This is a genomic window from Myxococcales bacterium (genome assembly GCA_016717005.1).
Classification (GTDB): Bacteria; Myxococcota_A; Polyangia; order Haliangiales; family Haliangiaceae; genus UBA2376.
Genome location: JADJUF010000008.1, coordinates 1 through 23,897 on the forward strand (window position 1 = coordinate 1; position 23,897 = coordinate 23,897).

The 23,897-nt window shown below is 75.5% G+C and carries 9 protein-coding genes; 5 read left to right on the forward strand and 4 right to left on the reverse strand.

Going from position 1 to position 23,897, the window contains the following annotated elements:
• Window positions 1-358 (forward strand): hypothetical protein (locus IPL61_09840; GenBank protein MBK9031619.1); only part of this gene is annotated, 358 nt, incomplete at its 5' end.
• A gap of 177 nt (window positions 359-535) precedes the next feature.
• Window positions 536-793: a hypothetical protein gene (locus IPL61_09845; GenBank protein ID MBK9031620.1), complete on the forward strand. Its 258-nt coding sequence runs from the start codon at window positions 536-538 to the stop codon at window positions 791-793.
• A gap of 352 nt (window positions 794-1,145) precedes the next feature.
• Here the strand turns inward: IPL61_09845 and IPL61_09850 are convergent, their stop codons facing one another.
• From IPL61_09850 to IPL61_09860, 3 genes are read right to left on the reverse strand one after another with little or no spacing between them, the layout of a single operon-like run.
• Window positions 1,146-3,740: a response regulator gene (locus IPL61_09850; protein MBK9031621.1), complete on the reverse strand. Its 2,595-nt coding sequence runs from the start codon at window positions 3,738-3,740 to the stop codon at window positions 1,146-1,148.
• Window positions 3,741-3,786: 46 nt separating this feature from the next.
• A complete protein-coding gene (locus IPL61_09855) occupies window positions 3,787-5,583 on the reverse strand; it encodes an ABC transporter ATP-binding protein (protein MBK9031622.1) in 1,797 nt (598 codons plus the stop codon).
• A complete protein-coding gene (locus IPL61_09860; GenBank protein ID MBK9031623.1) occupies window positions 5,580-7,529 on the reverse strand; it encodes an ABC transporter ATP-binding protein in 1,950 nt (649 codons plus the stop codon). The genes IPL61_09855 and IPL61_09860 overlap by 4 nt, the downstream gene beginning before the upstream one ends.
• Before the next feature lie 130 nt (window positions 7,530-7,659).
• Here IPL61_09860 and IPL61_09865 point away from each other — a divergent pair, with 130 nt between their 5' ends.
• A complete protein-coding gene (locus IPL61_09865; GenBank protein ID MBK9031624.1) occupies window positions 7,660-18,981 on the forward strand; it encodes a tetratricopeptide repeat protein in 11,322 nt (3,773 codons plus the stop codon).
• On the opposite strand, the gene IPL61_09870 is transcribed toward IPL61_09865, so the two are convergent.
• Window positions 18,947-21,493 (reverse strand): hypothetical protein, encoded by a 2,547-nt coding sequence (locus IPL61_09870; GenBank protein MBK9031625.1) that lies wholly within the window; start codon window positions 21,491-21,493, stop codon window positions 18,947-18,949. The two genes, IPL61_09865 and IPL61_09870, sit on opposite strands and share 35 nt — an antisense overlap.
• 60 nt (window positions 21,494-21,553) lie before the next feature.
• Between IPL61_09870 and queA the strand changes: the two genes are divergently transcribed.
• Both queA and tgt read left to right on the forward strand, forming a co-directional pair.
• Window positions 21,554-22,621 carry a tRNA preQ1(34) S-adenosylmethionine ribosyltransferase-isomerase QueA gene (gene queA, locus IPL61_09875; protein MBK9031626.1) on the forward strand — a complete coding sequence of 356 codons (1,068 nt, stop codon included), beginning with the start codon at window positions 21,554-21,556 and terminating at the stop codon, window positions 22,619-22,621.
• Window positions 22,618-23,715, forward strand: a complete 1,098-nt coding sequence (tgt, locus tag IPL61_09880; GenBank protein ID MBK9031627.1) for a tRNA guanosine(34) transglycosylase Tgt — start codon at window positions 22,618-22,620, stop codon at window positions 23,713-23,715. The genes queA and tgt overlap by 4 nt, the downstream gene beginning before the upstream one ends.
• Window positions 23,716-23,897 lie beyond the last annotated feature (182 nt).

Sequence of the window (23,897 nt, forward strand, 5' to 3'; positions counted from 1 at the left end):
CGACGGCATGCAGCCGGGGTTCGCGCGGCGGGCACTCTCGCGCGCAGCGCCATCCTGTCCGGGTGGCGTCGACGCCGGCGCTGCGGTCGCCGACATGCCTGAGCACGATCCGACGCTCGAGGCGTCACTGATCGATGCCCTGACGGCGTGTGACTGCAGCCAGATCGATCTGGACGCCTTCGCCGGGCTGGTCCTCGGCGCGATCGGCTACCGCAACCCGTACGGCTACGTCAGGCTGGCGACCACCCCGAAGGCGACGTACCGGATCAAGGTGTCGTCGACAGGCACGATGGTCGACCTCGCCGCTGCGTGGCCTGCCGACGCCGGCGCCGAGGCCGTCTGGGTCGACTTTGAGTAGGCACCGGAGTCCGGGTCGCCGCCGACCGGATCACCTCGGCCTGGCGATGCTCGACGAGATGTCGCGCGTTGACGGCGCCTCGGCCGTGACGAGCAGCCCGAGCGCGCGCCCGCGCAGCGCGAGACCGGGCACGAGTTCTTCTTCCAGCAGACCGCCGCCCGCTTTGCCGACCTCCGGGTGGTGATGCGCATCATTCCCCGCAACCCTGGCGTGCAGGACGTTGGCGTCGTGGTCGTGCGCGACGAGGCCGGCAACGTGTTCTCGTCGGACACGTCGGGGGCGGTTCCACAGGATCGGACCTGGCTCGCTCGGCGAGCCGGCCACACGCAGGCCTCATCGGCCGGGCAGCAGGAAGGCGCCATCGCGCTCGTGAACGACCTGCTCACGACCGTCGTCCCGACGGACGTCAAACGCTTGACGACGGATCAGTCCTGATGCGCGCGCTCCTGAATCTGGCCGCGACCGTCGGCGCGCTGAGTATCAGCGCCTGTGGCCGAGATGGCGGCGCGCCGCTGCTCTCGACGGTGTTCGTGCCCTCTGGGAACTTTCGCGCCCAGACGCTGTGTGGCGAGTGGTTCGAGCGGGCGTGCAAGCTCAGCTACGAGCCGCCGATCGGCAAGAGCCGGCACCGCGTGCTCATGTGGCTCGACGCGACCGCGGCGGGCGTGCCCTACCGATCCAACGAGCGGCGCCCGAGTCCAGAAGGCCTCCGCAGCCTCAACCTGACCGAACAATGGGTGGCGACGGAGAACCACCCCGTGCTCATGGGCGGCGCGGGGAGCACCCACTACCGAGATGTCAAGTCGGTCAGCTTCACCGCCCCGTTTCGCTGTGTGCGTTCAGCCTTCCCGAGCACCGATCCAGGCCGCGCGATCGTCGCCGGTGACCAGTCCGACCCATGGTTGCGCGGCGGGCCGGACTGACCGTGCGGCGGTCGTCGGCGTCGATCCATCGCGAGCCTCCCACAATGTGGCCAGGTGGCGGATGCTGGCTGATGCCGCGGGCGCCCGAGCGGGCGCGCTACGGCGGCGGCACGACCAGGCCGTTGCGGACGTAGACCGAGCCCGGCACGGCCTTGGCGATGCTCTTGCCGACCGCGGCGGCGGCGGCGACGTCGCCGAACGACGACATCCGGGCCAGCTCGACGCCGGGCGATCGACACGGTCATCAGCGGGAAGTGCCGCATCACGCCGTAGCGATCCTGGGCCTCGATCGAGCCGCGCCGGCGCTCGGCGCGATCGTAGTACAGCGGGATCAGCCGATCGAACCGCGTCAGGAACTCGTGGCACAGGTGATCGACCCGGGCGCCGTCGACGACCATGACGAAGTCGTCGCCGGCGATGTGGCCGATGAAGTCGCCGGGCCCGCCGTGGACGCGCACGGCCTCGCGGATCAGGTCGCCGGTCTGCCGGATGACCGCGTCGGCGCGCGCGACCCCGAAGTAGTCGTTGAACGCCTTGAAGTTGTCGAGGTCGATGTAGCAGCAGACGCACCCGTGGTCGCCCTGGGCCAGGCGGCGCTCGACCTCCTCGGCGACGGCGTCGCCGCCGGGCAGGAGCGTCGACGGCGACGCGTTGCGCTCGCGGGCCGATCGGGCGAGGGCCTTGCCGACCCGGGCCACCAGCTCGACCGCGTCGAACGGCTTGACCACGTAGTCCTCGGCGCCCGACCGGAACGCCCGGACCTTGTCGGCGGTCTCGCCCTTGGCCGACAGGAAGATGATCGGCGTCAGCGCGGTCACCGGGTCGCCGCGGAGCCGCTCGGCGGTGCGGAAGCCGTCGATGACCGGCATCATCACGTCGAGCAGGATCAGATCGGGCCGGAACCGCCGGGCCTCGACCGGGGCCAGCTCGGCGCTGCCGAGCTCGCGCACGGTGTAGCCGGCCTGGCCGAGGATCTCGTGGCAGATCGCGCGCACCGAGGTGTCGTCGTCGACCACCAGCACCCGCGGCGCCTCCTGGCGCCCGGCGTCGGCCAGGAGCCGCGCGCACACCTCGTGGAAGTTGGCCGGCTGGATCGGCCGCGCGAGGTACTCGTCGGCCCCGGCCCCGAGCAGATCGGCCGCGCCGCCGCCGTCGCCGACCCCGAGCACCGCGGTCCGCCGGGTCTCGGGCGCGTGGCCGAGGATCGCGATCAGCGCGGTGGCGTCGTCGACGGTCGCCGCCACGACCACCAGCGCGATCGGCTCGGCCCGGACGGCGGCCATCGCGGCGTCGGCGTCGGCCGCGACCACGACCTGGTGGCCGGCGGCCATCAGCAGGCCCTTCTGCAGGTAGGCCGAGTGGGGATCGTCGTCGACCACCAGCACGCGCGCGGCGTCGGCGGCGACCGCGCGCGGCGGCGGCTCGAGCGGGGGCAGGGCGTCGAGCGTGGCCGAGCTCGCGGCCGGCAGCGTGAACACGAACTTGGTGCCGGCCGCGCTCGACTCGACCCAGATGCGGCCGCCGTGGGCCTCGATGATCGCCCGCGAGGTGCCGAGCCCGAGGCCGGTGCCGACCACCCGGCGACCGTGCGCGTCGGGCGCGGTGAAGACCCGCTCGCGCTCGGCCTCGGGGATGGGCTCGCCGTCGTTCCAGACCGACACGCCGACCGCGTCGGCGACGGTCGGCGGCCCGAACACCTCGACGTCGATCCGGCCGCCGGGCGCGGCGAACTTGATCGCGTTCGACAGCAGGTTGCCGAGCACCCGGGCCAGCTGCTCGGGATCGCCGAGGATCGTCACCTCGGTCGCGGTCGCGATGATCTCGATGGCCACGCCCCGGGCCAGGGCCCGGTCGACGTAGCGCCCGACCACGTCGCGGGTGAGCCGGCCGATCGCCAGCGGCGCCCGGATCTCGTCGAGCGGGCCGGCGGTGCGCGCGGTGTCGGCGATCTGGTCGATCGCCAGGCTCATCCGGGTCGCGGCCTGCCGGGCCATGTCGACGTAGCGGCGCTGCTTGTCGGTGACCGGATCGGCGTAGCCCGACAGCACGATGTCGAGCGCGCCGGCGATCGCGGTCAGCGGCGTGCGCAGCTCGTGGGTCATGACCCGCACCAGCTCGCCGTGGCGCCGGGCCAGATCGCGGCCGCCGGCGAGATCGCGCAGCACCACGACCGCGCCGACGACCGCGCCGGCGTCGGTCAGCGGCGTGACGACCGAGTGCAGGACCGCGTCGCCGATGCGGACCTCCTCGCGCACCGGCCCGTCGCCGCCGGCGATCAGCTCGAACGGATAGAACCCGAGCCGCACCTCGAGCGCGTGGGTGGTGACGAGCTCGTCGGCCCCCAGCCCCAGGAGCGCGCGCGCGGCCGGGTTGCAGGCGACCTCGCCGGTGTGATGATCCGCCACCATGACCGCGTCGGTCATCGTCGCGAACACCAGCTCGAGCCAGCGACTCTCCATCCCGCGCGAGTGTAGCAGGCGCCGCCCCGGGGCCGGCGGCGCGGGGTCAGGCCCCGGCCCGCCGGAAGGTGGCCTCGAGCCGGGCGTAGGCGCCGCCCTGGGCCACGAGCTCGTCGTGGGTGCCGCGCTCGATCACCCGGCCGCGGTCGAGCACGATGATGTGATCGGCCGAGCGGATCGTCGAGAGCCGGTGGGCGATGACGAGGGTCGTGCGGCCGTGCATGAGCACGCCGACGCCGCGCTCGATCAGGGCCTCGGTCTCGGGGTCGACGTGGGCGGTGGCCTCGTCGAGGATCAGGATCTCGGGGTCGCGCACCAGCGCCCGGGCGAACGCCAGCAGCTGCTTCTCGCCGGCCGAGAACGCGCCGCCGCGCTCGCCGACCGGGGCGTCGAGGCCCTCGGGCCGCCGGGCCAGCACCCGGTCGAGCCCGACCTGGGCCGCGACCTCGGCCAGCTCGGCGTCGGTGACCTCGCGGCCGCTGGCGACCGCGCCCAGCGCCAGGTTCGAGCGCACGGTGCCGGTGAACAGCGCCACGTCCTGGGAGATGACCGTGACCCGCCGGCGCAGCTCGGCCACCGGCAGGGCGCGCACGTCGACGCCGCCGACCGCGATCGCGCCGCCGGTCGGCTCGTACAGCCGGGTCAGGAGCTTGATCAGGGTCGACTTGCCCGAGCCGGTGGCGCCGACGATCGCGACGGTCTGGCCGCGCCCGACCGAGATCGACACGTCGCGCAGGATCGGCTCGGCGCCGTAGCTGAACTCGACGTGGTCGAACGTCACCAGCGGCGCGTCGGCGGCCGGGGTCGAGGCGATCGGGGTGGCCGGGGCCGGGGCGTCGGGCTCGGCGGTGTCGAGCAGCTCGGTGATCCGCTCGATCGACGCCATCGCGCCCTGCATGACCGCGTACTTGGCCGACAGGTCGCGGATCGGGATGAAGAACTTGTTGATGTACTCGAGGAACGCGACCACGAGGCCCAAGGTCACGGCCGTGTCGGCGGCGACGCCGAGATCGCGCACGGCCCACCAGGCCACCAGCGCCACCGCGATGACGCCGATGGCCTCGACCAGCGCGTACATCGCGGCGTCGGCCCGGATCGACACCAGGTAGGCGTCGCGGTGGCCGGCGTTGATGACGTCGTACTCGCGGGCCGCGGCGCCCTCGCGGCGGAAGATCTGCACGACCTTGATGCCGCTCAGGTGCTCCTGCGCGAACGCGTTCATCGCCGCCAGCCGGACCCGGATCTCGCGGAACGAGCGCCGCATGGCCGCGCGCGCGTACTTGACCAGCAGCATCAGCAGCGGCAGCGTCAGGAACGTCAGGAGCGCCAGCTCGACGTCGAGCGTCAGCATGATGATCGCGATCGCGAGCATGCGCACGGCGTCGGTCGCGAGCGTGATCACCCCCGACGCGAACATCTCGTTGACGCTCTCGATGTCGTTGGTCATGCGGGTCAAGAGCCGCCCGACCGGCATGCGATCGAAGAACCCGGCCCGGCGCGACACGACGTGGTCGTAGATCGCCAGCCGCAGGTCGTGCATCGAGCGCTGGCCCAGGAGCTGGATCGCCCACTGCTCGCCGAACGACACCAGCGTCTGGGCCACGACCAGGCTCAGGTAGAGCGCGGCGATCGCGGCCAGGCCCTCGAACTTGCCGACCGCGATGTGCTCGGCGATCGCGACCTTGACCAGGTACGGCTGGGCCAGCTCGAACGCGATCGCGCTGAGCGTGAACGGCAGCCACACCAGCAGCAGGCGCGCGTGCGGCCGGACGAACCGCCACAGCTTGCGCATCAGCTTGACGTCGTAGGCCTTGCCGAGGACCTGCTCCTCGCGCGCGCTCACGCCGCCCCCGGTTCGACCGCGAGCTGGGTCCGGTAGAGCTCGGCGTAGACGCCGCTGGCGGCCAGGAGCTCGGCGTGGGTGCCGACCTCGGCCACCCGGCCGTCGTCGAGCACGACGATCTGGTCGGCGGCCCGCACCGCCGCGACCCGGTGCGAGATCAGGATCGCGGTCCGATCGGCCAGGACCGCGCGCAGGCGCGCCAGGATGACCTTCTCGGTCTCGGCGTCGACCGACGACAGCGAGTCGTCGAGGATCAGCAGCCGGGGATCGGCGGCGATGGCGCGGGCCAGGGCGACCCGCTGGCGCTGGCCGCCCGACAGCGTGATGCCGCGCTCGCCGACCACGGTGGCGTAGCCCTCGGGCATGCCGTCGAGGTCCCGGGCCAGGCCGGCGGTGATCGCGGCCTCGCGCACCCGCGCGGGCACCTCGCCGCCCTCGATCACCGAGGTCGTCGGTCGGCCGGCGCCGACGGTGGCCAGCTCGTCCGCCCGCGCCCGCGCCAGCGTCGAGCCGGCGCCGTACCCGAACGCGATGTTGTCGGCGATCGTGGTCGAGAACAGGAACGCGTCCTGGGGGGCGTAGCCGATCGCCGCGCGCAGCTGCGCGAGCGGGATGGTCGTGACGTCGTGGCCGTCGAGGAGCACCGTCCCCGCCGGCACCTCGAGCAGCCGGCACACCGCCTCGACCAGCGTGCTCTTGCCGCTGCCGGTGCGCCCGACGATGGCCGTGGTGGTGCCGGCCGGGATCACGAACGACACCCGGTCGAGCACGACCCGGTCGCCGCGGGTGACCGTCAGCCCGCGCAGCTCGAGCCCGCCCCGCTTGGCCGCGGGCTCGGTGTCGGCCGCGAGGCCCGGGCCGGTGCCGTCGACGATCGTCGAGCGGGTCGCCATCAGCCCGGCCAGCCGGCTCCACGACGCCTGGCCGCGCTGCAGGAGCGACAGCATCCAGCCCAGCGCCAGGGTCGGCCACACCAGCCGGGCCAGGTACTGGGTCATCTCGACCAGCTCGTCGAGCCCGAGCGCGCCGTCGATGTGGCGGCGGCCGCCGATGTAGAGCACGAGCACCATCGCGACCGAGCCGAGGCCGGCGAAGACCGGGCCCATGCCGCCGCGGATCCGGGTCATGACCATGTTGCGATCGAGCAGCTGGTGCGAGGACGCCGTGAACCGGGCCCGGCGCTCGTGCTCGAGCCCGTAGGTCTTGATCGCGGCGATCGCGGTCAGGTCCTCCTGGATCTCGTTGGACAGCGCGCCGAGCTGGGCCTGGACGCCGATCGAGGCCTTGTAGATGCGCTTGCCGAACAGCCGCCCGGCGACGACGATCATCGGGTAGGGCAGGCACGCGAGCAGGGTCAACGTCGGATCGATCCGGATCATCATCGTCAGCACGGTCGCGAACGCGAACGCGGTGTTGACGATGTTGAGGATGCCGGCGCCCCACATCGCGCGGACGGTCTGGACGTCGTTGGTGAGCCGGGACATCGTGTCGCCGGTCGGGTGCGACGCGTGGTAGAGGCCGTCGAGCCCGAGCAGGTGGTGGAACAGGTCGCCGCGCAGGTCGTACTCGGCGGCGCGGGCGGCGTTGAAGATCCAGACCCGCGACAGGATCCGGGTGATCGCCGTGGCCAGCGCGAACCCGACCATGGCCAGGCACAGCCACGGCACCCGGTGGTGCGGGTCGCCCTCGCCGAGCGCGACCACGACCTTGCCGGTCGTGACCGGGATGCCGAGGAACATGGTGTTGGTGAGCAGCAGCATCACCACCCCGCCCGCGACCGCGCCGCGGTAGCGCACCAGGTAGGACCACGGGCCCGGCGGGGCGGGTGGCGGCTCGGGCGCGGTCACTGCGGAGCCATACCCGACCGCCGCGGCCACGACAAGCCGGTCGGGGGCCGACTCGCCGGCGTTGTCGAGCGCCGGCGCACGAAAAGCGACGGCGGCCATCCGGACCGCGGTCGGCGGCGAGTTGAGCCAGCGCGCGCGTTGTCTGGCCGTCGGTCATGGCGGTAGCATCGGCGACGCGTTCGAGTCGCCGCGCGTGGGCGCGTGGCCAGCCCGTGCGCGCCCCAACGCCATGGCCGACCTCCAGTCCGTCCTCACGCGCCTCGACAGCGATCCCGACGATCCCCACGTGCTCGCGGGGTTGTCGATCGTCACCGCCGCCGCCGCCGCCGGCCTCGACGCCGCCGCGGTGGCCGGGCTGGCCCACACCCGCAAGCGCTTCCGCGATCGCGGCCGGCCCGACGTGGCGCTCCGCCTCGTCGACGCCGAGCTGGGCGGCGTCGCCGACGGCCGGCGCGCGGACCTGCTGATCGCCAAGGCCGAGATCCTCGACGAGGATCTGCTCGACGAGGCCGGCGCGTCGGCCTGCTACCAGGCCGCCCTCGCGGCCCGCCCGGACGACGCGATCGCGGCCGAGGCGCTCGAGTCGCTGCGCCTGGCCCGGGACAACTGGAAGAAGTTCGCCGCCAAGTACATCGACGAGGCCAAGGCCTCGACCGATCGCCAGCTGACGACGGCGCTGTACCTGTCGGCGGCCGAGACCTACGCCCGCTACGCCGTCGACGCGCCCGAGGTCGAGGCGTACCTGCGGCGCTCGCTCGAGGCCGACCCCCGCAACCGCAAGGCCGGGGCCCACCTCGAGCGGCTGCTGGCCCGGGGCGAGCGCTGGGCCGAGCTCGGCGCCGCGCTGGCGGTCCGGGTCGATCACGCCGCCAGCTCTGACGAGCGGGTCGCCGCGCTGCTGGCGCTGGCCGAGGTGACGCGCGGGCCGCTCGATCAGCCCGAGCGCGCGCTCGAGCACTACAAGAAGGTCGTCGCGATCGACGCCGCGCAGCCGACCGCGCTGCGGGTCCTGGGCGACGCGTTCGCCGAGGCCGAGAACTGGCAGTCGCTGGTCATGCTCTACGCCAGCGCGCTCAAGGTCCGCGGCGGCGACGGCGACCTCGGCATGCTGCTGCAGGTCGGGATGATCCTGTGGAAGCGCCTCGGCGATCAGGAGGGCGCCGAGGACTACTTCCGGCGCATCCGCAAGCTCGACGCCGCCCACCCGGTCGCGCTCGACTTCTACCGCACCTATCACGGCGCCCGGGGCGAGGGCGCCAAGCTCGTCGCGATCCTGCGCCAGGCCGAGAAGGCGCTGCCCCCGGTCGGCGCCGACGGCGTCGGCGACGCGCGGGCCCGGGCGCTGGCGGTCGAGATCGCCGAGCTGTCCGAGACCCAGCTCGGCACGCCCGACAAGGCGATCGACGCCTGGAAGCAGCTGCTGCGGGCCGATCCGACCTCGACCGAGGCGCGCGAGGCGCTGCGCCGGCTGTACCGCAAGGCCGAGAAGTGGAACCCGCTGCTCGACCTGATCAAGGACGAGGTCGAGCGGCTGCCCGAGGCCGACGTGCGCGCCAAGGTCGAGCGCCTCTACGAGGTGGTCGCGATCTACGCCGACAAGCTCCGGCTCGATCCGATGGTGCTCAACACCTACAACGCGATCCTCCGGCTCGACCCCGAGGACCCGCGCGCGATCGACGAGCTCGCGGCCAAGTACCGCGCCATGGGCCGCTGGCAGGATCTGATCGGCGTGCTCGGCAAGAAGGCCGAGCTGGCCAGCCTGCCGGTCGACGAGCGCGCGGCGATCCTGCGCGAGACCGCCGACCTGTGGATCGATCGGTTCGGCAACTACGCCCAGGCGATCCGGCCGCTCGAGCGCCTGCTCGAGCTCGACGCCAGCGACGCCGACGCGGTCGCGCGGCTCAAGGACATCTACACGCGCCGCCGGCAGTGGCGCCAGCTGATCACGCTGCTCGGCGTCGAGGCCGAGGTCCTGACCGGCGTCGAGCGCCGGGCCAAGCGCAGCGAGATGGCGCGGCTCGCGGCCGAGCGGGTGGGGGACACCCGGCTCGCGATCGAGATCCACAACCAGGTGCTGACCGAGGCCGGCGTGAGCGCCGGCGGCGCCGGGACCCACGGCGACGGCCTCGACGACACCTACGCGGCGCTGGCCGCGCTGTACGAGCGCGAGAAGCGCTACCCGGCGCTGGCCGAGGTGCTGGGGCGGCTGCGGCTGCGGACCGCGACCCCGACCGAGGCGGTGGCGCTGCTCGAGAAGCAGGGCGCGCTCCTGGCCGATCGCATGAGCGCGCCGGCGCTGGCCGCCGAGGCGTTCGCGGCGATCCTCGCGATCGATCCCACCCACGCCAAGGCGCTGCGGACCCTGCGCGAGCTCTACGCCGCGGCCGGCGACTGGGACGGGCTCGAGCGCCTGTACGGCGGGCTCGGCCAGTGGGACGAGCTGGTCGACGCGCTGATCGGCCTGGGCGATCGCGCCGACGACCGCGACGCCCGCCTGGCGCTGGTGCGGCGCGCGGCCGCGATCGCCACGGCCCGGCAGGAGCCCGAGCGCGCGGCCCGGGTGTGGGAGCGCGTGCTGTCGATCGAGCCGACCGACGCGGTCGCCGCGCGGGCGCTGGTGCCGGCGTACCTGAAGTCCGACAAGCCGGCCAAGCTGTTGCCGGTCTACGAGGTGCTGCTCGCGCACGCGCCCGACCGCGCCGCGCGCCTGGCGCAGATCGTCGAGATCCGCTCGCTGTGCGAGCAGCGGCTGGGCTCGCGGGCGCTGGCGCTGTCGTGGACCGCGCGCGCGTTCGACCTGGCGCCCGAGGACCCCGAGCTCGTCCGCGAGCTGCTGCGCCTGGCGCAGGTGCCCGAGCACTGGCGCGAGGTCGCCGGCGCGCTCGATCGCAAGAGCCACGATCTGGACCTGGCGACCGACGTGCGCCTGCGGCTCCTGCGCACGCTGGCCGAGGTCCACGCCGACCAGCTCGACGACGCCGCCGCCGCGCGCGACGCGCACCAGCACATCCGCGCGCTGGCGCCCGACGACGCCGCCGCCGAGACCGCGATCGAGCGGCTCAGCGAGCAGATGTCCGACTGGCCCGAGCTCCTGGCGTCGTTCCGGCGCCAGGCCGAGCGCGCCCGCGGCGACGATCGCCGACGGCTGCTCGGCCAGATCGCGCAGGTCGAGGAGGAGCGCCTGGCCGACCTCGACGCGGCCGCGCTCACCCACCAGCAGATCCTGCGCGAGGGGCCGGGCGACGTCGCGGCGCTCGCGGCGCTGGCGCGCCTGCACGAGGCCCGCGGCGACTGGGAGGCCCTGGCCGGCGTGCTCGCCGCCCAGATCGACGGCGCCGCCGGCCCGGCCCGGGCGGCCCTGCAGCACCAGCTCGGCACGCTCGTCGACGGCAGCCTCGAGCGCCCCGCGGACGCGCTCGCGCACTATCGCGCGGCGCTGGCCGCGGTCGACGGCGGCGCGCCGCCGGCGAACCTGGTGGCCGCGTGCGTCCGCTACCTGCCGGGCGGCGCCCGCGCCGGATCGATCGACGACGCCCAGCGCCGCGCGCTCGCGGCGGAGCTGCGGCCGCACCTCGTGCGGGCCGGCGAGCCGGCGCCGCTGGTGGCGTGCCTCGAGTGCCTGGCGAGCGATCCGGCGGCGCCCGCCGACGTCGCCCGCGAGCTCGATCGCCAGCTGGTGCCGCTCTACCACGCGCTCGGCGCGCCCGCGCGCGCCTGGGCGCCGGCGGCCCGGGTCGTCGCGAGCGCGCCCGGCGACGTCGAGGCCCGGGCGGCGCTGATCGCCCTGGCCGATCAGCTCGGGCGCCCGCGCGAGCTCGCGACCCACCTCGGCGACGCGCTCGCGGCCCAGCGCCAGGCCGGCGCGCCCGCGGTCGAGCTGTGGATGATGGCGACCGAGCTCGCCCACCGCATCGCCGACGATCCGCAGACCCGCGGCGGCGCCGAGAAGGCGTGGATGACGGTGCTCGAGCTCGAGCCCGACGACGCCGAGGCGTTCGGCGCGCTGGCGGCGCTGTACCGCACCGGTTCGCGCTGGGACGACCTGCGGGCGCTGCTCGAGCGCCGGGTCTCGGTCGCCGCGGATCCCGCGGCCCGGCTGGCCGCGCTGATCGAGCTGACGACGCTCGACGAGGACGTCCTGGGCGACCCCGGTCGCGCGGTCCTCGACCACCGCCGGATCCTCGAGATCGAGGCCGGCCACCTGCCGTCGTACAAGGCGCTCGAGCGGCTCTACGCCGAGGGCGAGAGCTGGGCCGAGCTCGACGGCGTGCTGGCCGCGGAGCTGGCGTGGGCGCCGGCGTCCGAGCACCAGGGCCTGCGCTACCGGCGGGCCGAGCTGCACGCGCGCCACCTCGGCGATCGCGCGGGCGCGATCGATCTGCTCGAGGAGGTGGTCGCGGCCCAGCCCGGGCACGCCGACGGCCGCGAGCTGCTCGAGGAGCAGCTCACCGAGGCGAGCCTGCGCCAGCGCGTGGCGCGCGTGCTCGAGCCGCTGTACCTGCGCGATCAGCTGTGGAAGGACCTGGCCAACGTGCTGCGGATCCAGCGCGAGGGCGCCGCGGGCGCCGACGCCGCGCAGCTGCTCGGGCGGGTCGCGGTCATCGAGGAGCGCGAGCTCGATCTCGGCAAGGCCGCGTTCGACACCTGGACCCAGGCCCTGACCGCCGATCCGTCGGCGCCCGAGGCCCAGGCCGCGATCCTTCGCCTGGCCGCGACCTTCGACCGCTGGCACGACGCCGCCGTCGCGTTCGACGCGGCGGCGACGGCGGCCGGCGGCGATCTCGCGGTGGCGGTGCCGCTGCGGCAGCACGTGGCCGAGATCTGCGATCAGTCGCTCGGCGACAACCCGCGCGCGATCGCCGCGTACCGCGCGCTGATCTCGCTCGACCCGGGCGACCTCGAGCGGCTCGGGCCGGCGCTGACCGCGCTGGCGCGCCTGCACGAGGAGGAGGAGCAGTGGCCCGAGCTGCGCGCCGTGGTCGCGCGTCAGGCCGAGCTGGCCGGGCCGCGCCGGCTCGAGTTCCTGGCCCGGGCGGCCGAGCTCGACGAGCAGCGCCTCGCCGAGCCCGATCGCGCGATCGCGACCTGGCGCGAGGTCCTGCTCGAGGCGCCCGATCACGAGGCGGCGCTGGCCAACCTCGAGCGCCTGTACCAGGCCCGCGACCGCTGGCGCGACTTCGCGGGGCTGGTGCGCCACAAGGTCGAGCGCGCCGACGATCAGGCGACCAAGATCGCCGAGCTCCGCCGCCTGGCCGAGGTCCACGAGGTCATGCTGGCCGAGCCCAGCGAGGCGATCGTCGCGCACCTCGAGGTGCTCGACCACGTCTACGACGACACCGCCGCGCTCGACGAGCTGGCCCGGCTGTACCGCGAGGCCCAGCGCCCGACCGATCAGCTCGACATGCTCGAGCGCCGGCTGATCGTCGCCGACGCCCGCGGCGACGGCGATCGCGTGACCCGCCGGGCCGAGCTGGCGACGCTGCTCGGCACGACCCTGGCCCGGCCCAACTACGCGCTCGATCGCTGGGCCGAGGTCCTGACGATGGAGCCCGAGCACCCGGCCGCGCTGGCCGCGGTCGGGCGCGCGTTCGACGATCCCGATCTCGCGCCGCGCGCGGCCGCGATCCTCGAGCCGCTCTACGAGGCCACCGGCAAGGATCGCGAGCTGACCGCGCTGCTCGCCGCCGCCGCGCGGCGCGAGGTGGTGCCGCGCGAGCGGGCGCGGCTGTGGACCCGGGTCGCGGCGATCCAGGAGCACCGCCTGACCGACCGCGCGGCCGCGTTCGACGCCGCCGTGGCGGCGCTGCGGGCCTCGGTCGCCGAGCCGGAGCTGCCCGAGGCGATCGGCCTGGTCGATCGCCTGGCCGGCGACCTCGAGCGCGAGGGCGACCTGGTCGCGATCTACCGCAGCATCGCCGACGACGTCCTCGACGGCGCCGTCCAGCGGCGGCTGTTCCTCGACATCGCCGATCTGGCCCAGGCCGCCCAGGGCGACCTCGACCTGGCCCGCGCGTACTACCAGCGGGTCCTCGACGCCCAGGCCGACGACGCCCGGGCGCTCGGCGCGCTCGAGCGGATCTACAAGCAGCGCCTGGCCGAGGGCGCGACCGGCGACGCCGCGCCGCTCTACGACATCCTCAGCCGCAAGGCCGACCTCGCGGTCGCCGACGTGGTCGAGCGCACCGCCGCGCTGGCGGAGATGGCGACCCTGGCCGCCGGGCCGCTGGCCCGCCCCGACGACGCGATCGCCGCCTGGGAGCAGGTGCTCGAGGCCCAGCCCCGGCACCCGACCGCGGCGCCCGAGCTCGACCGGATGTACCGCGGCGAGCGCCGCTGGCGCGACCTGGTCGATCTGCACGAGCGCCGGCTCGGCTTCGTCGACACGATCGAGGAGGCCATCACGCTCCGGGTCAAGCTCGGCGCGCTGCACGAGCACGAGCTCGGCGACGTGACCACCGCGATCGAGAGCTACGCCGCGGCGCTCGGCGGCGACCCCGGTCACGCCGGCGCGATCGCCGCGCTCGAGCGGCTGCTCACCAACCCCGAGGGGCGCGCCGACGCCGCCGAGGTGCTCGAGCCGGTCTACATCTCGCGCCACGACTGGACCCGGCTGGCCCGGCTCTACGAGATCCAGCTCGACGGCCAGACCGAGCCCGACGCCCGGGTCGACCTGGTCCGACGGATCGCGCGCCTGTACGAGGAGCAGCTCGAGGATCTCGACGGCGCCGCCCGCTGGTACGCGCGGCTCTTGCAGGAGGATCCGACCGATCCCCACGTCCGCGATCAGCTGCACCGCCTGGCGACCGTCGGCGGCGACTGGGCCGGCCTGGCCGCCACCTACCAGCGCGTGCTCGACGACGACTCCAGCGACGCGCCGCACCTGCGCGAGCTGGCGGTCGCGGCCGCGACCATCTACGATCGGCGCCTCGACGAGGCCGGCCTGGGCGGGGCCGCCTACCGGCGCGCGCTCGCGGCGACGCCGCCCGCGGGCGCTGACGATCGGCTGGCGCTCCTGGCCCGGGTCGAGTCGCTGCTCGGCCGCCACCTGCAGTGGGCGACGTTGGTCGCGATCTACGACGACGTGATCGGCGCGGTCGCCAGCGACGACGCGCTCCGGCGCGATCTGTACGCGCGCAAGGCCGCCGTGGTCGAGGAGCGCCTCGGCGATCCGGCCGCGGCGATCGACGCCTGGCGCGCGGTCATCGAGCTGGCCGACGGCCTGGCGGCGCGGCTCGACTACGCGCGCGCGGCCGACGCGCTCGAGCGCCTGTACCGCGCCGACGCGCGCTGGCACGACCTGGTCGATCTGCTGAGCGACCGGATCGAGCGCGCCTCGAACGAGGGCGACGAGATCGATCGGCGGCTGGCGCTGGCCGAGGTGCTCGAGCTGCACACCGACGATCTCGACGGCGCGCTCGATCAGTACGAGGAGATCCTCACCACCGACACGCCCGATCGGGCGCTGCCGGCGCTCGAGCGGCTGGCCGCGGGCGCGGCCGGGCGCGAGCGCACGCTCGGGCTGATCGAGCCGATCTACCGCCACCGCAACTGGTGGCAGAAGCTGGTGGTCGTCCTCGACGCCAAGCTCGAGTTCGTCAGCGATCCCAGCGATCAGGTCGCGACGCTGATGGAGATCGCGGCGATCCACGAGAGCCGCGGCGGCGATCTCGATCTGGCGCTGGCCGCGCTGGCGCGGGCCTGGCTGATCGAGCCGACCCGCACCGACGTGTTCGATCAGCTGACGACGCTGGGCGCGCGCATGGGCGCGTGGGACGCGCTGTGCCAGACGCTGGCGGCCGGCGCCGCGGCGACGATGGATCCGCCGACGCAGCTGCAGGCGCTGGCGCGCCTGGCCGAGATCCACGAGACCCAGCGCGGCGATCACGGCGCCGCGATCGCCGCGTGGCGGCGGGTGCTCGAGGTCAGCGCCGACGATCCCGACGCGCTGTCGGCGCTCGATCGCCTGCTCGCGGTCGAGGCCCGCGCCGACGAGCTGGTCGTCGTGGTCGCGCGTCGCGCCGAGCTGGCCGACGACGAGGCGGTGCGGCTGGTGCTCTTGCACCGGGTGGCGTCGCTCTACGATCACGTGCTCGAGCGCGCGCCCCAGGCGATCCTCGCCTACCGCGAGGTCCTGGCGGGCGCCCCCGAGGACGTGCCGGCCCTGGCTGCGCTCGAGCGGCTCTACCGCGCCAGCGGCGACGCCCGCGAGCTGGCGGTGGTGCTCGAGCAGCGGCTGGCGCTGACCGACGACGCGGCCGCCGCGCGCCAGCTGCGGCTCGATCTGGCCACGGTCCACGAGCGCGACCTGAGCGACCCGTACCAGGCGATCGCCAACCTCGAGGCCGTGCTCGCGGCCGACGCCGGCGACGCCACCGGGCTGGCCGAGCTCGATCGCCTCTACGGCGCCAACCGCATGTGGCCGGAGCTGCTCGACGTGCTCGATCGGCGCGCGCTCCTGGCGACCGACACCGCGGCCCGGGCCGAGCTGGCCTACCGCGCGGCGCGCCTGGGCGAGACCGAGCTGGGCGAGCCGGAGGTGGCGCTGGGCCGGTACGGCGCGGTGCTGCAGATCCTGCCGACCCACGCCGCCGCCCGGACCGCGCTCGAGGCGCTCCTGGCCAAGGACGACCACGCCGAGGCCGCGGCGGCGCTGCTCGAGCGCCACCTGCGCGCCGTCGGCGACGCCGAGGGTCTGGTGCGCGTGGCCGAGCGGCGGCTCGAGCTGCCGGGCGAGCGCGCGCAGCGGCGCAACCAGTGGGCGGCGCTGGCCGATCTGCACGAGACCCTGCGCAACGATCTGCGCGCGGCCTCGCAGACCTGGGCGCGCGCGCTGGTCGAGGATCCCACCGACGTCGGCCTGCTCGGGCCGCTCGAGCGCCTGGCGCAGGTCCGGGGCGCCTGGGCCGAGCTGGCGGCGCTGCTCGAGGGCCAGCTGGCCGGCACCGCGCTCGACGCGGAGCTCGAGCACGACTACGCGATGCGGCTCGGGCGGATCTACGAGGAGGCGCTGGCCGACCTGGCCCGCGCCGCGACCACCTACCAGCGCGCGGCCGCGACCAACGTCGACGAGCCGCCGGCGCTGGCCGCGCTCGATCGGGTGCTGTGGCGGCTGGGGCGCTGGAGCGAGCTGGCCGAGGTGCTGGCGCGCGAGGCCGAGGTGGCCGAGGGCGACGCCGCCGGCGCCGACCTGCTGTTCCGGCTGGGCGACGTGCGCGAGAGCCAGCTCCAGGACGTCGCCGGCGCGGTCGACGCGTACCGCAGCGTGATCGAGCGCGCGCCCCGGCACGGCGCGGCCCGGGCCTCGCTCGAGCGGTTGCTGGCGTCGGCCGACGATCAGCGCGGCGAGATCATCGACACGCTCGAGCCGCTCTACGAGGGCGAGCGCGACTGGGGCCGGCTGACCGATCTGCTCGCCGCCAAGCTGGCGGTCACGGACGACCACCACGAGCGCGCGGCGATCTACCAGCGCATCGCCGGCCTGGCCGAGACCCGGCTGGGCGACGGCGTGCGCGCGCTCGACGCCGCCGGCGGCTGGCTGGCCGAGGACCCGGCCTCGGCCGAGGCGCTGGCCGAGATCGATCGGCTGGCGGCGCTGCAGGGCCGCTGGGTCGAGGCCGCGGCGCGGGTCGCGGGCGTGGCCGGCACGCTCGACGACGGCGCCGTGCCGCTGTGGATGTACGTCGGCGCGGTCCAGCTCGACCGGGTCGGCGACACCGACGCCGCCCGCGGCTCGTTCGAGCGCGCGCTGGCGCTCGACGACGAGCACGGCCCGGCGCTCGAGGGGCTCGAGCGGATCCACCGCTCGCGCGGCGACACCGCCGGCCTGGCCGAGGTGCTGGCCCGCCGCGCGACGCTCGCGTTCGACCCGCCGGCCAAGCAGGCGCTGTGGACCGAGGTCGCGGGCCTGCGCGAGCGCGCCGGCGACGACGGCGGGGCGATCGCCGCGTGGGAGGCGGTCATCGACGTCGCCGACGACGATCGCGAGCCGCTGGCCCGGCTGGCCGCGATCTACGAGCGCCAGGGCGATCGCCGGGCGCTGGTGACGACGCTCGGCCGGGCCGCGCGGATCGCCGCCGACGCGGTCGAGGAGAAGCGCCTGCGGGTGCGGATCGCCGAGCTCGAGCGCGCGCTCGGCGACCTGGCCGCGGCCGGGGTCGCCTGGCAGGCCGTGCTCGACCTCGATCCCGTCGACGCGGCGGCGCTGACCGCGCTCGAGGAGCTGCACACCGCCGGGCGCGACTGGATCGCCGTCCAGGACGTCCTGACCCGCCGGCTCGAGCTGGCGCGCACCTCGAGCGACAAGATCGCGGTGCTGGCGCGGATGGCGCGGATCGCCGAGCGCGAGCGCGGCGCCCTCGACGACGCGATCGCCCACTGGTACGCGGCGCTCGACGTCGACAACGCGCAGCTGGCCGCGTACGGCGAGCTCGAGCGGCTGCTGGCCAAGGGCGAGCGCTGGCACGATCTGGTCGAGCTGCTCGATCGGCGCGCCGATCTGCACGGCACGCTCGGCGACGCCGCGGCCGAGATCGGGGCGCTGGCCCGGGCCGCCGACATCTGGGAGGGCCCGCTCGACAACCCCGACGCCGGCGCCGAGATCCTCGAGAAGATCCTGCGGCGCGAGCCGACGTCGGTCGCCGCGCTGACCCGCCTCGGGCGCATCTACGAGCGCGCCGCCGACTGGGACAGGTGCGGCGACGTGCTGTCGCGGGCGCTGGCGCTCGGGCCCAAGGGCACCGACGCCGCCGATCTGTTCTTCCGGCTCGGCGAGGTCGCCGACAAGGCCCAGGACGATCGCGCGACCGCGCAGGCCCACTACCGCCAGGCGCTGACCCACGACCCGCGGCACGCGCCGTCGATCGCGGCGCTCGAGCGGCTGGCCCGCGCCGACGGCAACTGGGCGGTCGTGTCCGACATGCTGGCCCGGCAGATCGCGATCGTCGAGGCCGACGGCGGCGACGTCCTGCCGCTGGCGCTCGAGTACGCGGCGGCGGAGCAGAAGCTCGGCACGCCGGCCGCGGCCCTGGCGGTGCTCGAGCGCGCGGCGGCCGCGGCGCCCGGCGACGCGCGGGTGCTGACGCTCCTGGCCGATCTGTACTTCGCGTCAGGCCAGCACGACCAGGCCGCGCCGATCTACGACCGCCTGGCCGACGACGCCAAGGCGGCCCGGCGCATGAAGGACGTCGCCCGGTTCCGCCAGCGCCAGGGCGGGATCCTCGAGGCCCGCGGCGACGTCGCCGGGGCCGTGGCCGCCTACGAGGAGGCGTTCCGGGTCAACCCGACCGACGTGCCGACGATGGCCGGGCTCGGCCGCCTCGCGATGTCCCAGCGCGACTGGGAGAAGGCGCGGCGGGTCTACCGCTCGCTGGTGCTGCAGAACCTCGACGCCGACGCCGGGCTGACCAAGGCCGACGTGTACTACGCGCTCGGCGTGATCCACGACGAGCTGGGCGAGGCGCCCAAGGCCAAGGGCATGTTCCAGCGCGGGCTCGAGGTCGACCCGACCGATCAGCGCCTCAAGGACGCGCTGGCGCGGCACGGCACGTCGTGATCGCCGCGCGCGCCGCCAGCGCGAGCATCTGATCGTCGGCGCCGAGCAGCCCGCGCAGGAGCGCCGGCGCGGCCGGCGGGCACGCGGGGCCCAGCGCGCCCAGCGCCCGGATCGCCGCCGCCGCCAGCTCGGGGAAGGCCTGGTCGCGCGCGGCCGCGAGCAGCTCCGGGCCGGCCTCGGCGGCGCCGCGCTGCCCGAGCGAGGTCGCGGCGCGGATCGCCAGCTGCAGCGCGGTGTCGTCGGAGAACGCCTGGCCGCGCCAGCGGACGAACCGGGCCAGGAGCGCGCCGGTCACGCCGGGCCGCTCGCCGTAGGCCGCGATCGCGCGATCGCGCACCGGCAGCGGCACGTCGCCGTCGTCGATCCACCCGAGGAAGCGCGCGTCGAGCGCCGCGGTCGGGCACTGCGCCAGCGCCGCCACCGCCTCGACCCGCACCGGCACGTGGACGTCGCCGTCGACCGCGGCGATCAGCGCGGCGCTCGGGCCGGGCCGCCCGCAGCGCTGGCCCAGGCCGGCCGCGGCCTGCTGCCGGATCGCCGGCCAGTGGTCGGCGCCGAGGACGTTGATCAAGGCCCGGTCGGCGGCGTCGGCGACGTCGCCGGTGACGCCCGGGGCCGCGATCGGAGCGGGCGCGCCGGCGCCGCCGTTCGCGAGGCCGCGGACCGCCTCGAGGCGGGTGCCCGGATCGGTCGCGTCGGTGAGCTCGGCCAGCACCAGCTGCGCCGCCGGCGCGCGGTTGTTGGCGAGGCCGCGCGCCGCCACCCGCGCCAGGGCGTGCCCGGCGGCCGAGTCGGGCAGGCGCTGCACCGTCGCCGCCAGCGTGCGCACGGCGGCGCCGTCGACGAGGGGCGCCAGGGCCGCCAGCGTCCGGTAGCGGAGCTCGTAGCTGGGCCCCGCGGCGGCCAGCGCGGCGGCCAGCGCGGTCGTCGCTACGGCCCGCGCGTCAGGATCGGCGGTCGCGGCGGCGCTGCCCAGCGCCCGCCAGAGATCGGCCGCCGCCGCCGGCTCGGCGGCGGTCTGAGCCGCCGCCACCAGGGTCGCGACCGGCACCATCGCCAGCGCCCGGGCCAGCTCGGCCCGCACCGCCCGGGGGCCGCGGCCCGCGCGCGCGATCAGGGCCGCGCGATCGGTCGTCGCCAGCGCCGCGATCGCGGCGCGCTGCGCGTCCTCGTCGCCGGCGCCGCCGATCAGCTCGAGCAGCGCGCCCTGGCCCTCGGGGCCCAGCGCCGCCAGGGTCGCCGCCGCGGTGGTCGCGCGCGCGCCCGGCAGATCGCCCGCGGCCAGCGCCGCCGCCAGCGGGCCGATCACCCCCGGGTCGCGGATCTGCGCCAGCGCCGCCAGCAGGCGCCGGCGGGCGTCGCCGGTCGCGCCCTCGAGCGCCGCCCGGATCGCCACCACCGCCGGCGCGCCGTGCGCGATCAGCAGCCGCGCCGCCGACTCCGCCGCCAGCCCGCCGGCCACGACCTGCGCCGCCAGCACCGGCCCCGCGCCCTCGGGCGCCAGCTCGACGTCGGCCAGGACCGCGAGCTCCGCGATCGCCGCGCCGCCACGCCCGCGGTGCACGTCGAGCAGCGCGATCGACACGCACCCGTCGAGCGCCGTCGGCAGGACCGCGGTGTAGGCCTGGCCCGGCGGCGCGCGGCGCGCGATCGGATCGGGCACCTCGATCACCGCGGCCCCGGCGGCGGCGATGACCAGCAGCCGGGCCGGGCGCGCCCGGGTCGCGGCGCCGTCGCCCGACGGCACGATCCGGATCGCCGCGGCCTTGCCGCCGCTGACCGTGGTCCGGAAGTTCCAGACGGCGCCGACGCCGTCGTCGCGCTCGCCCGCGGTCCACGCCGTCGCCAGGTCGCCGTCGCCGAGCGCGCGCGGCGCGGTCAGCATGCTGGCGTCGGCGGCGCCGGCCGCCCGCGACGCGGTGGTCGCGCGGTACCACGCGGTCGCCAGGCCCGGGCCGGTGGGCTGGGCCGTCACCGTCGGCGCGCCCGCCGGCGGATCGATCCGCGCCGGCGGTGCCGCGACGAACCGGCGCCCGCGCTCGTCCCAGCGCTCGGGGAACAGCTCGAGCGGCACCCCGTCGCAGCGGCGCTGATCCCCTCGGGTCTGGAAGCGCACCAGCCCGCGCGCGTCGGCCACGACCCACTGCTCGTACTCGTCGTCGCCGCCGGGCCCGACCGGGCCGCGCCACAGCTCGGTCAGGGCCGCGCCCGGGCGGGTCGCGACCAGCGCGACCGCCTCCCAGCGCCCGGCGATGCGTGCGGTCGCCACCAGCACGCGCCGCGCTCCGAGCGCGCCCAGGGTCAGGCGCGCCTCGGTCAGCGCCCCCGAGCCGCCGAACGGCACCAGCTGCCCGCCGCCGCCGCCGCGCTCGATCACCAGCTGGCCGGGTGCGTCGATGCGCACGGCGTCGACCGCGCCGTCGCCGTCGACGTCGGCGGCCAGCTCGGCGGTCGGCGCCGCCAGCGCCAGGGTCGGCGCCGCCAGCGCGCCGAGGACGACGAGCGTTCGCATGGCGGCAGCCTACCGCGCCGCTTGCGGTGGGGCTCGATGAGCGATACGGAAACCGGCCCCATGCACCGCAAGGCCGACTTCGCCTTCGACCTGCCGGCCGCGCAGATCGCGCAGGCCCCGGCGGCCACGCGCGACGGCTCGCGCCTGCTGGTCGTGCGCGGCGCCGACCACGTCGACACGCGCTTCCCGGCGCTGCTCGACCACCTGCCGCCGGACCCGGTCGTCATCGTCAACGACGCCCGGGTCGTGCCGGCCCGGGTCCACTGCCACCGCCCCAGCGGCGGCGCGGTCGAGCTCTTGTTCGTCGAGCCCGATCCGACGCCGGTGCCGGCCGGGCAGGTGGCGTGGCGGTGCCTGGCCCGCGCCGGCGGCCGCCTGCACCCCGGCGATCCGCTGACGCCCGACGGCGATCCGTCGATCACCCTGACCGTCGCGTCGGCGCGCGGCGACGGCGGCGCCCTGGCGATCGCGGTCCCGGCCGCCGGCCCCGGCGACGTCTTCGGCCTGCTCGACCGGGTCGGCGAGCTGCCGCTGCCGCCGTACATCGCCCGGGCCGACGGCCCCGCGGCCGACGATCGCGAGCGCTACCAGACCGTCTACGCGCGCACGCCCGGCGCGGTCGCGGCGCCGACCGCCGGCCTGCACCTGACGCCGGGCCTGCTCGACGCGATCGCCGCGCGCGGCGGCACGCTCGCGCACGTCACGCTCCACGTCGGGCTCGGCACGTTCGCGCCGGTGCGGGTCGACGACCTCGCCGCCCACGCCATGCACGTCGAGCGCTTCGACGTCCCGGCCGCGACCGCGGCGCTGGTGGCCTCGGGCCGGCCGATCGTCGCGGTCGGCACGACGGTCGTGCGCGCGCTCGAGAGCGCCGCCACCGGCCCGCGCCAGGTCGCGGTCGGCCCCGGCGCCACCGGGCTGTTCATCCGGCCCGGCACCGGCTACCGCTTCCAGATCGTCGATGCCCTGGTCACCAACTTCCATCTCCCGGAGTCGACCTTGCTCATGCTCGTCAGCGCCTTCGCCGGGTACGACCGCGTGATGTCGGCGTACCGCCACGCCGTCGCCGCCGGCTACCGCTTCTTCAGCTACGGCGACGCCATGCTGCTCGAGCGCGAGGCCCCGTGAAGGTCGATCTCCCCACGACCGGCTTCCAGCTCGAGCTCACCCACGCGCTCGGCAACGCCCGGGCCGGGTGGCTGCACACCCCGCGCGGCTCGATCCCGCTGCCGGTGTTCATGCCGGTCGGCACCCAGGGCTCGGTCAAGGCCATGACCCCGGGCGAGCTCGAGGCCGAGCCCCTCGACGCCCGGATCATCCTCGGCAACACCTACCACCTGTTCCTGCGGCCCGGCCTCGAGGTCATCGGCGCCGCCGGCGGGCTGCACCGGTTCGCCGGCTGGACCCGGCCGATCCTCACCGACTCGGGCGGCTTCCAGGTGTTCAGCCTGGCCGGCATCAACAAGATCGACGACGACGGCGTCACGTTCCAGAGCCACATCGACGGCAGCCGCCACCGGCTCACGCCCGAGGTCTCGCTGCACATCCAGGGCGTGCTCGGCAGCGACATCGCGATGGCGTTCGACCAATGCCCGCCCGGCGACGCGCCGCCGCCGGTGCAGGAGCAGGCGCTGGCGCGGACGACCGCGTGGGCCGCGCGCTCGGCCGCGGTCGCGCGTCCGCCCGGGCAGGCGCTGTTCGGGATCGTCCAGGGCGGCGTCGACCTCGAGCGCCGGGCCCGCCACGCCGAGTCGATCGTGCCGATCGGCTTCGACGGCCACGCCATCGGCGGGCTGTCGGTCGGCGAGCCGATCCCGGAGATGTACCGGGTGCTCGACGCCTTCGCCCACACGTTGCCGTTCGAGCGGCCGCGGTACCTGATGGGGGTCGGCACCCCCGCCGATCTCACCCGCGGGGTCATGGCCGGGGTCGACATGTTCGACTGCGTCATGCCGACCCGCAACGCCCGCAACGGCAACCTGTTCACCTCCGAGGGCCGGGTCGTCATCACGAACGCCAAGCATCGCAAGGACTTCGGGCCGATCGACCCCGCGTGCCCGTGCATGACCTGCGCCCGCCACTCCCGCGCGTACCTGCGGCACCTGCACGTCGCCAAGGAGATCCTCGCCTCAAGGCTGGCAACGCTTCACAACCTCACGTATTACGCACGCCACATGCGGGCGCTGCGGGAGCAGATCTTGACCGAGGGGCAGCCCATCTAACCAGGCCCGACTGGCTGGTCCGGTAGGCCTGACCTGGTCCGCGCCCCACAGGCGGGCAGGGCCAGGCCCTCCACCTGACCGAAGATCCAGCGTGGCGGGATGTCGCAGGGACCTTGTGGTCATGGCCGGCCGTCCGTACGGCTTGACCCCCGCGGGACCGGGTGCTACTCACCCACAACTTT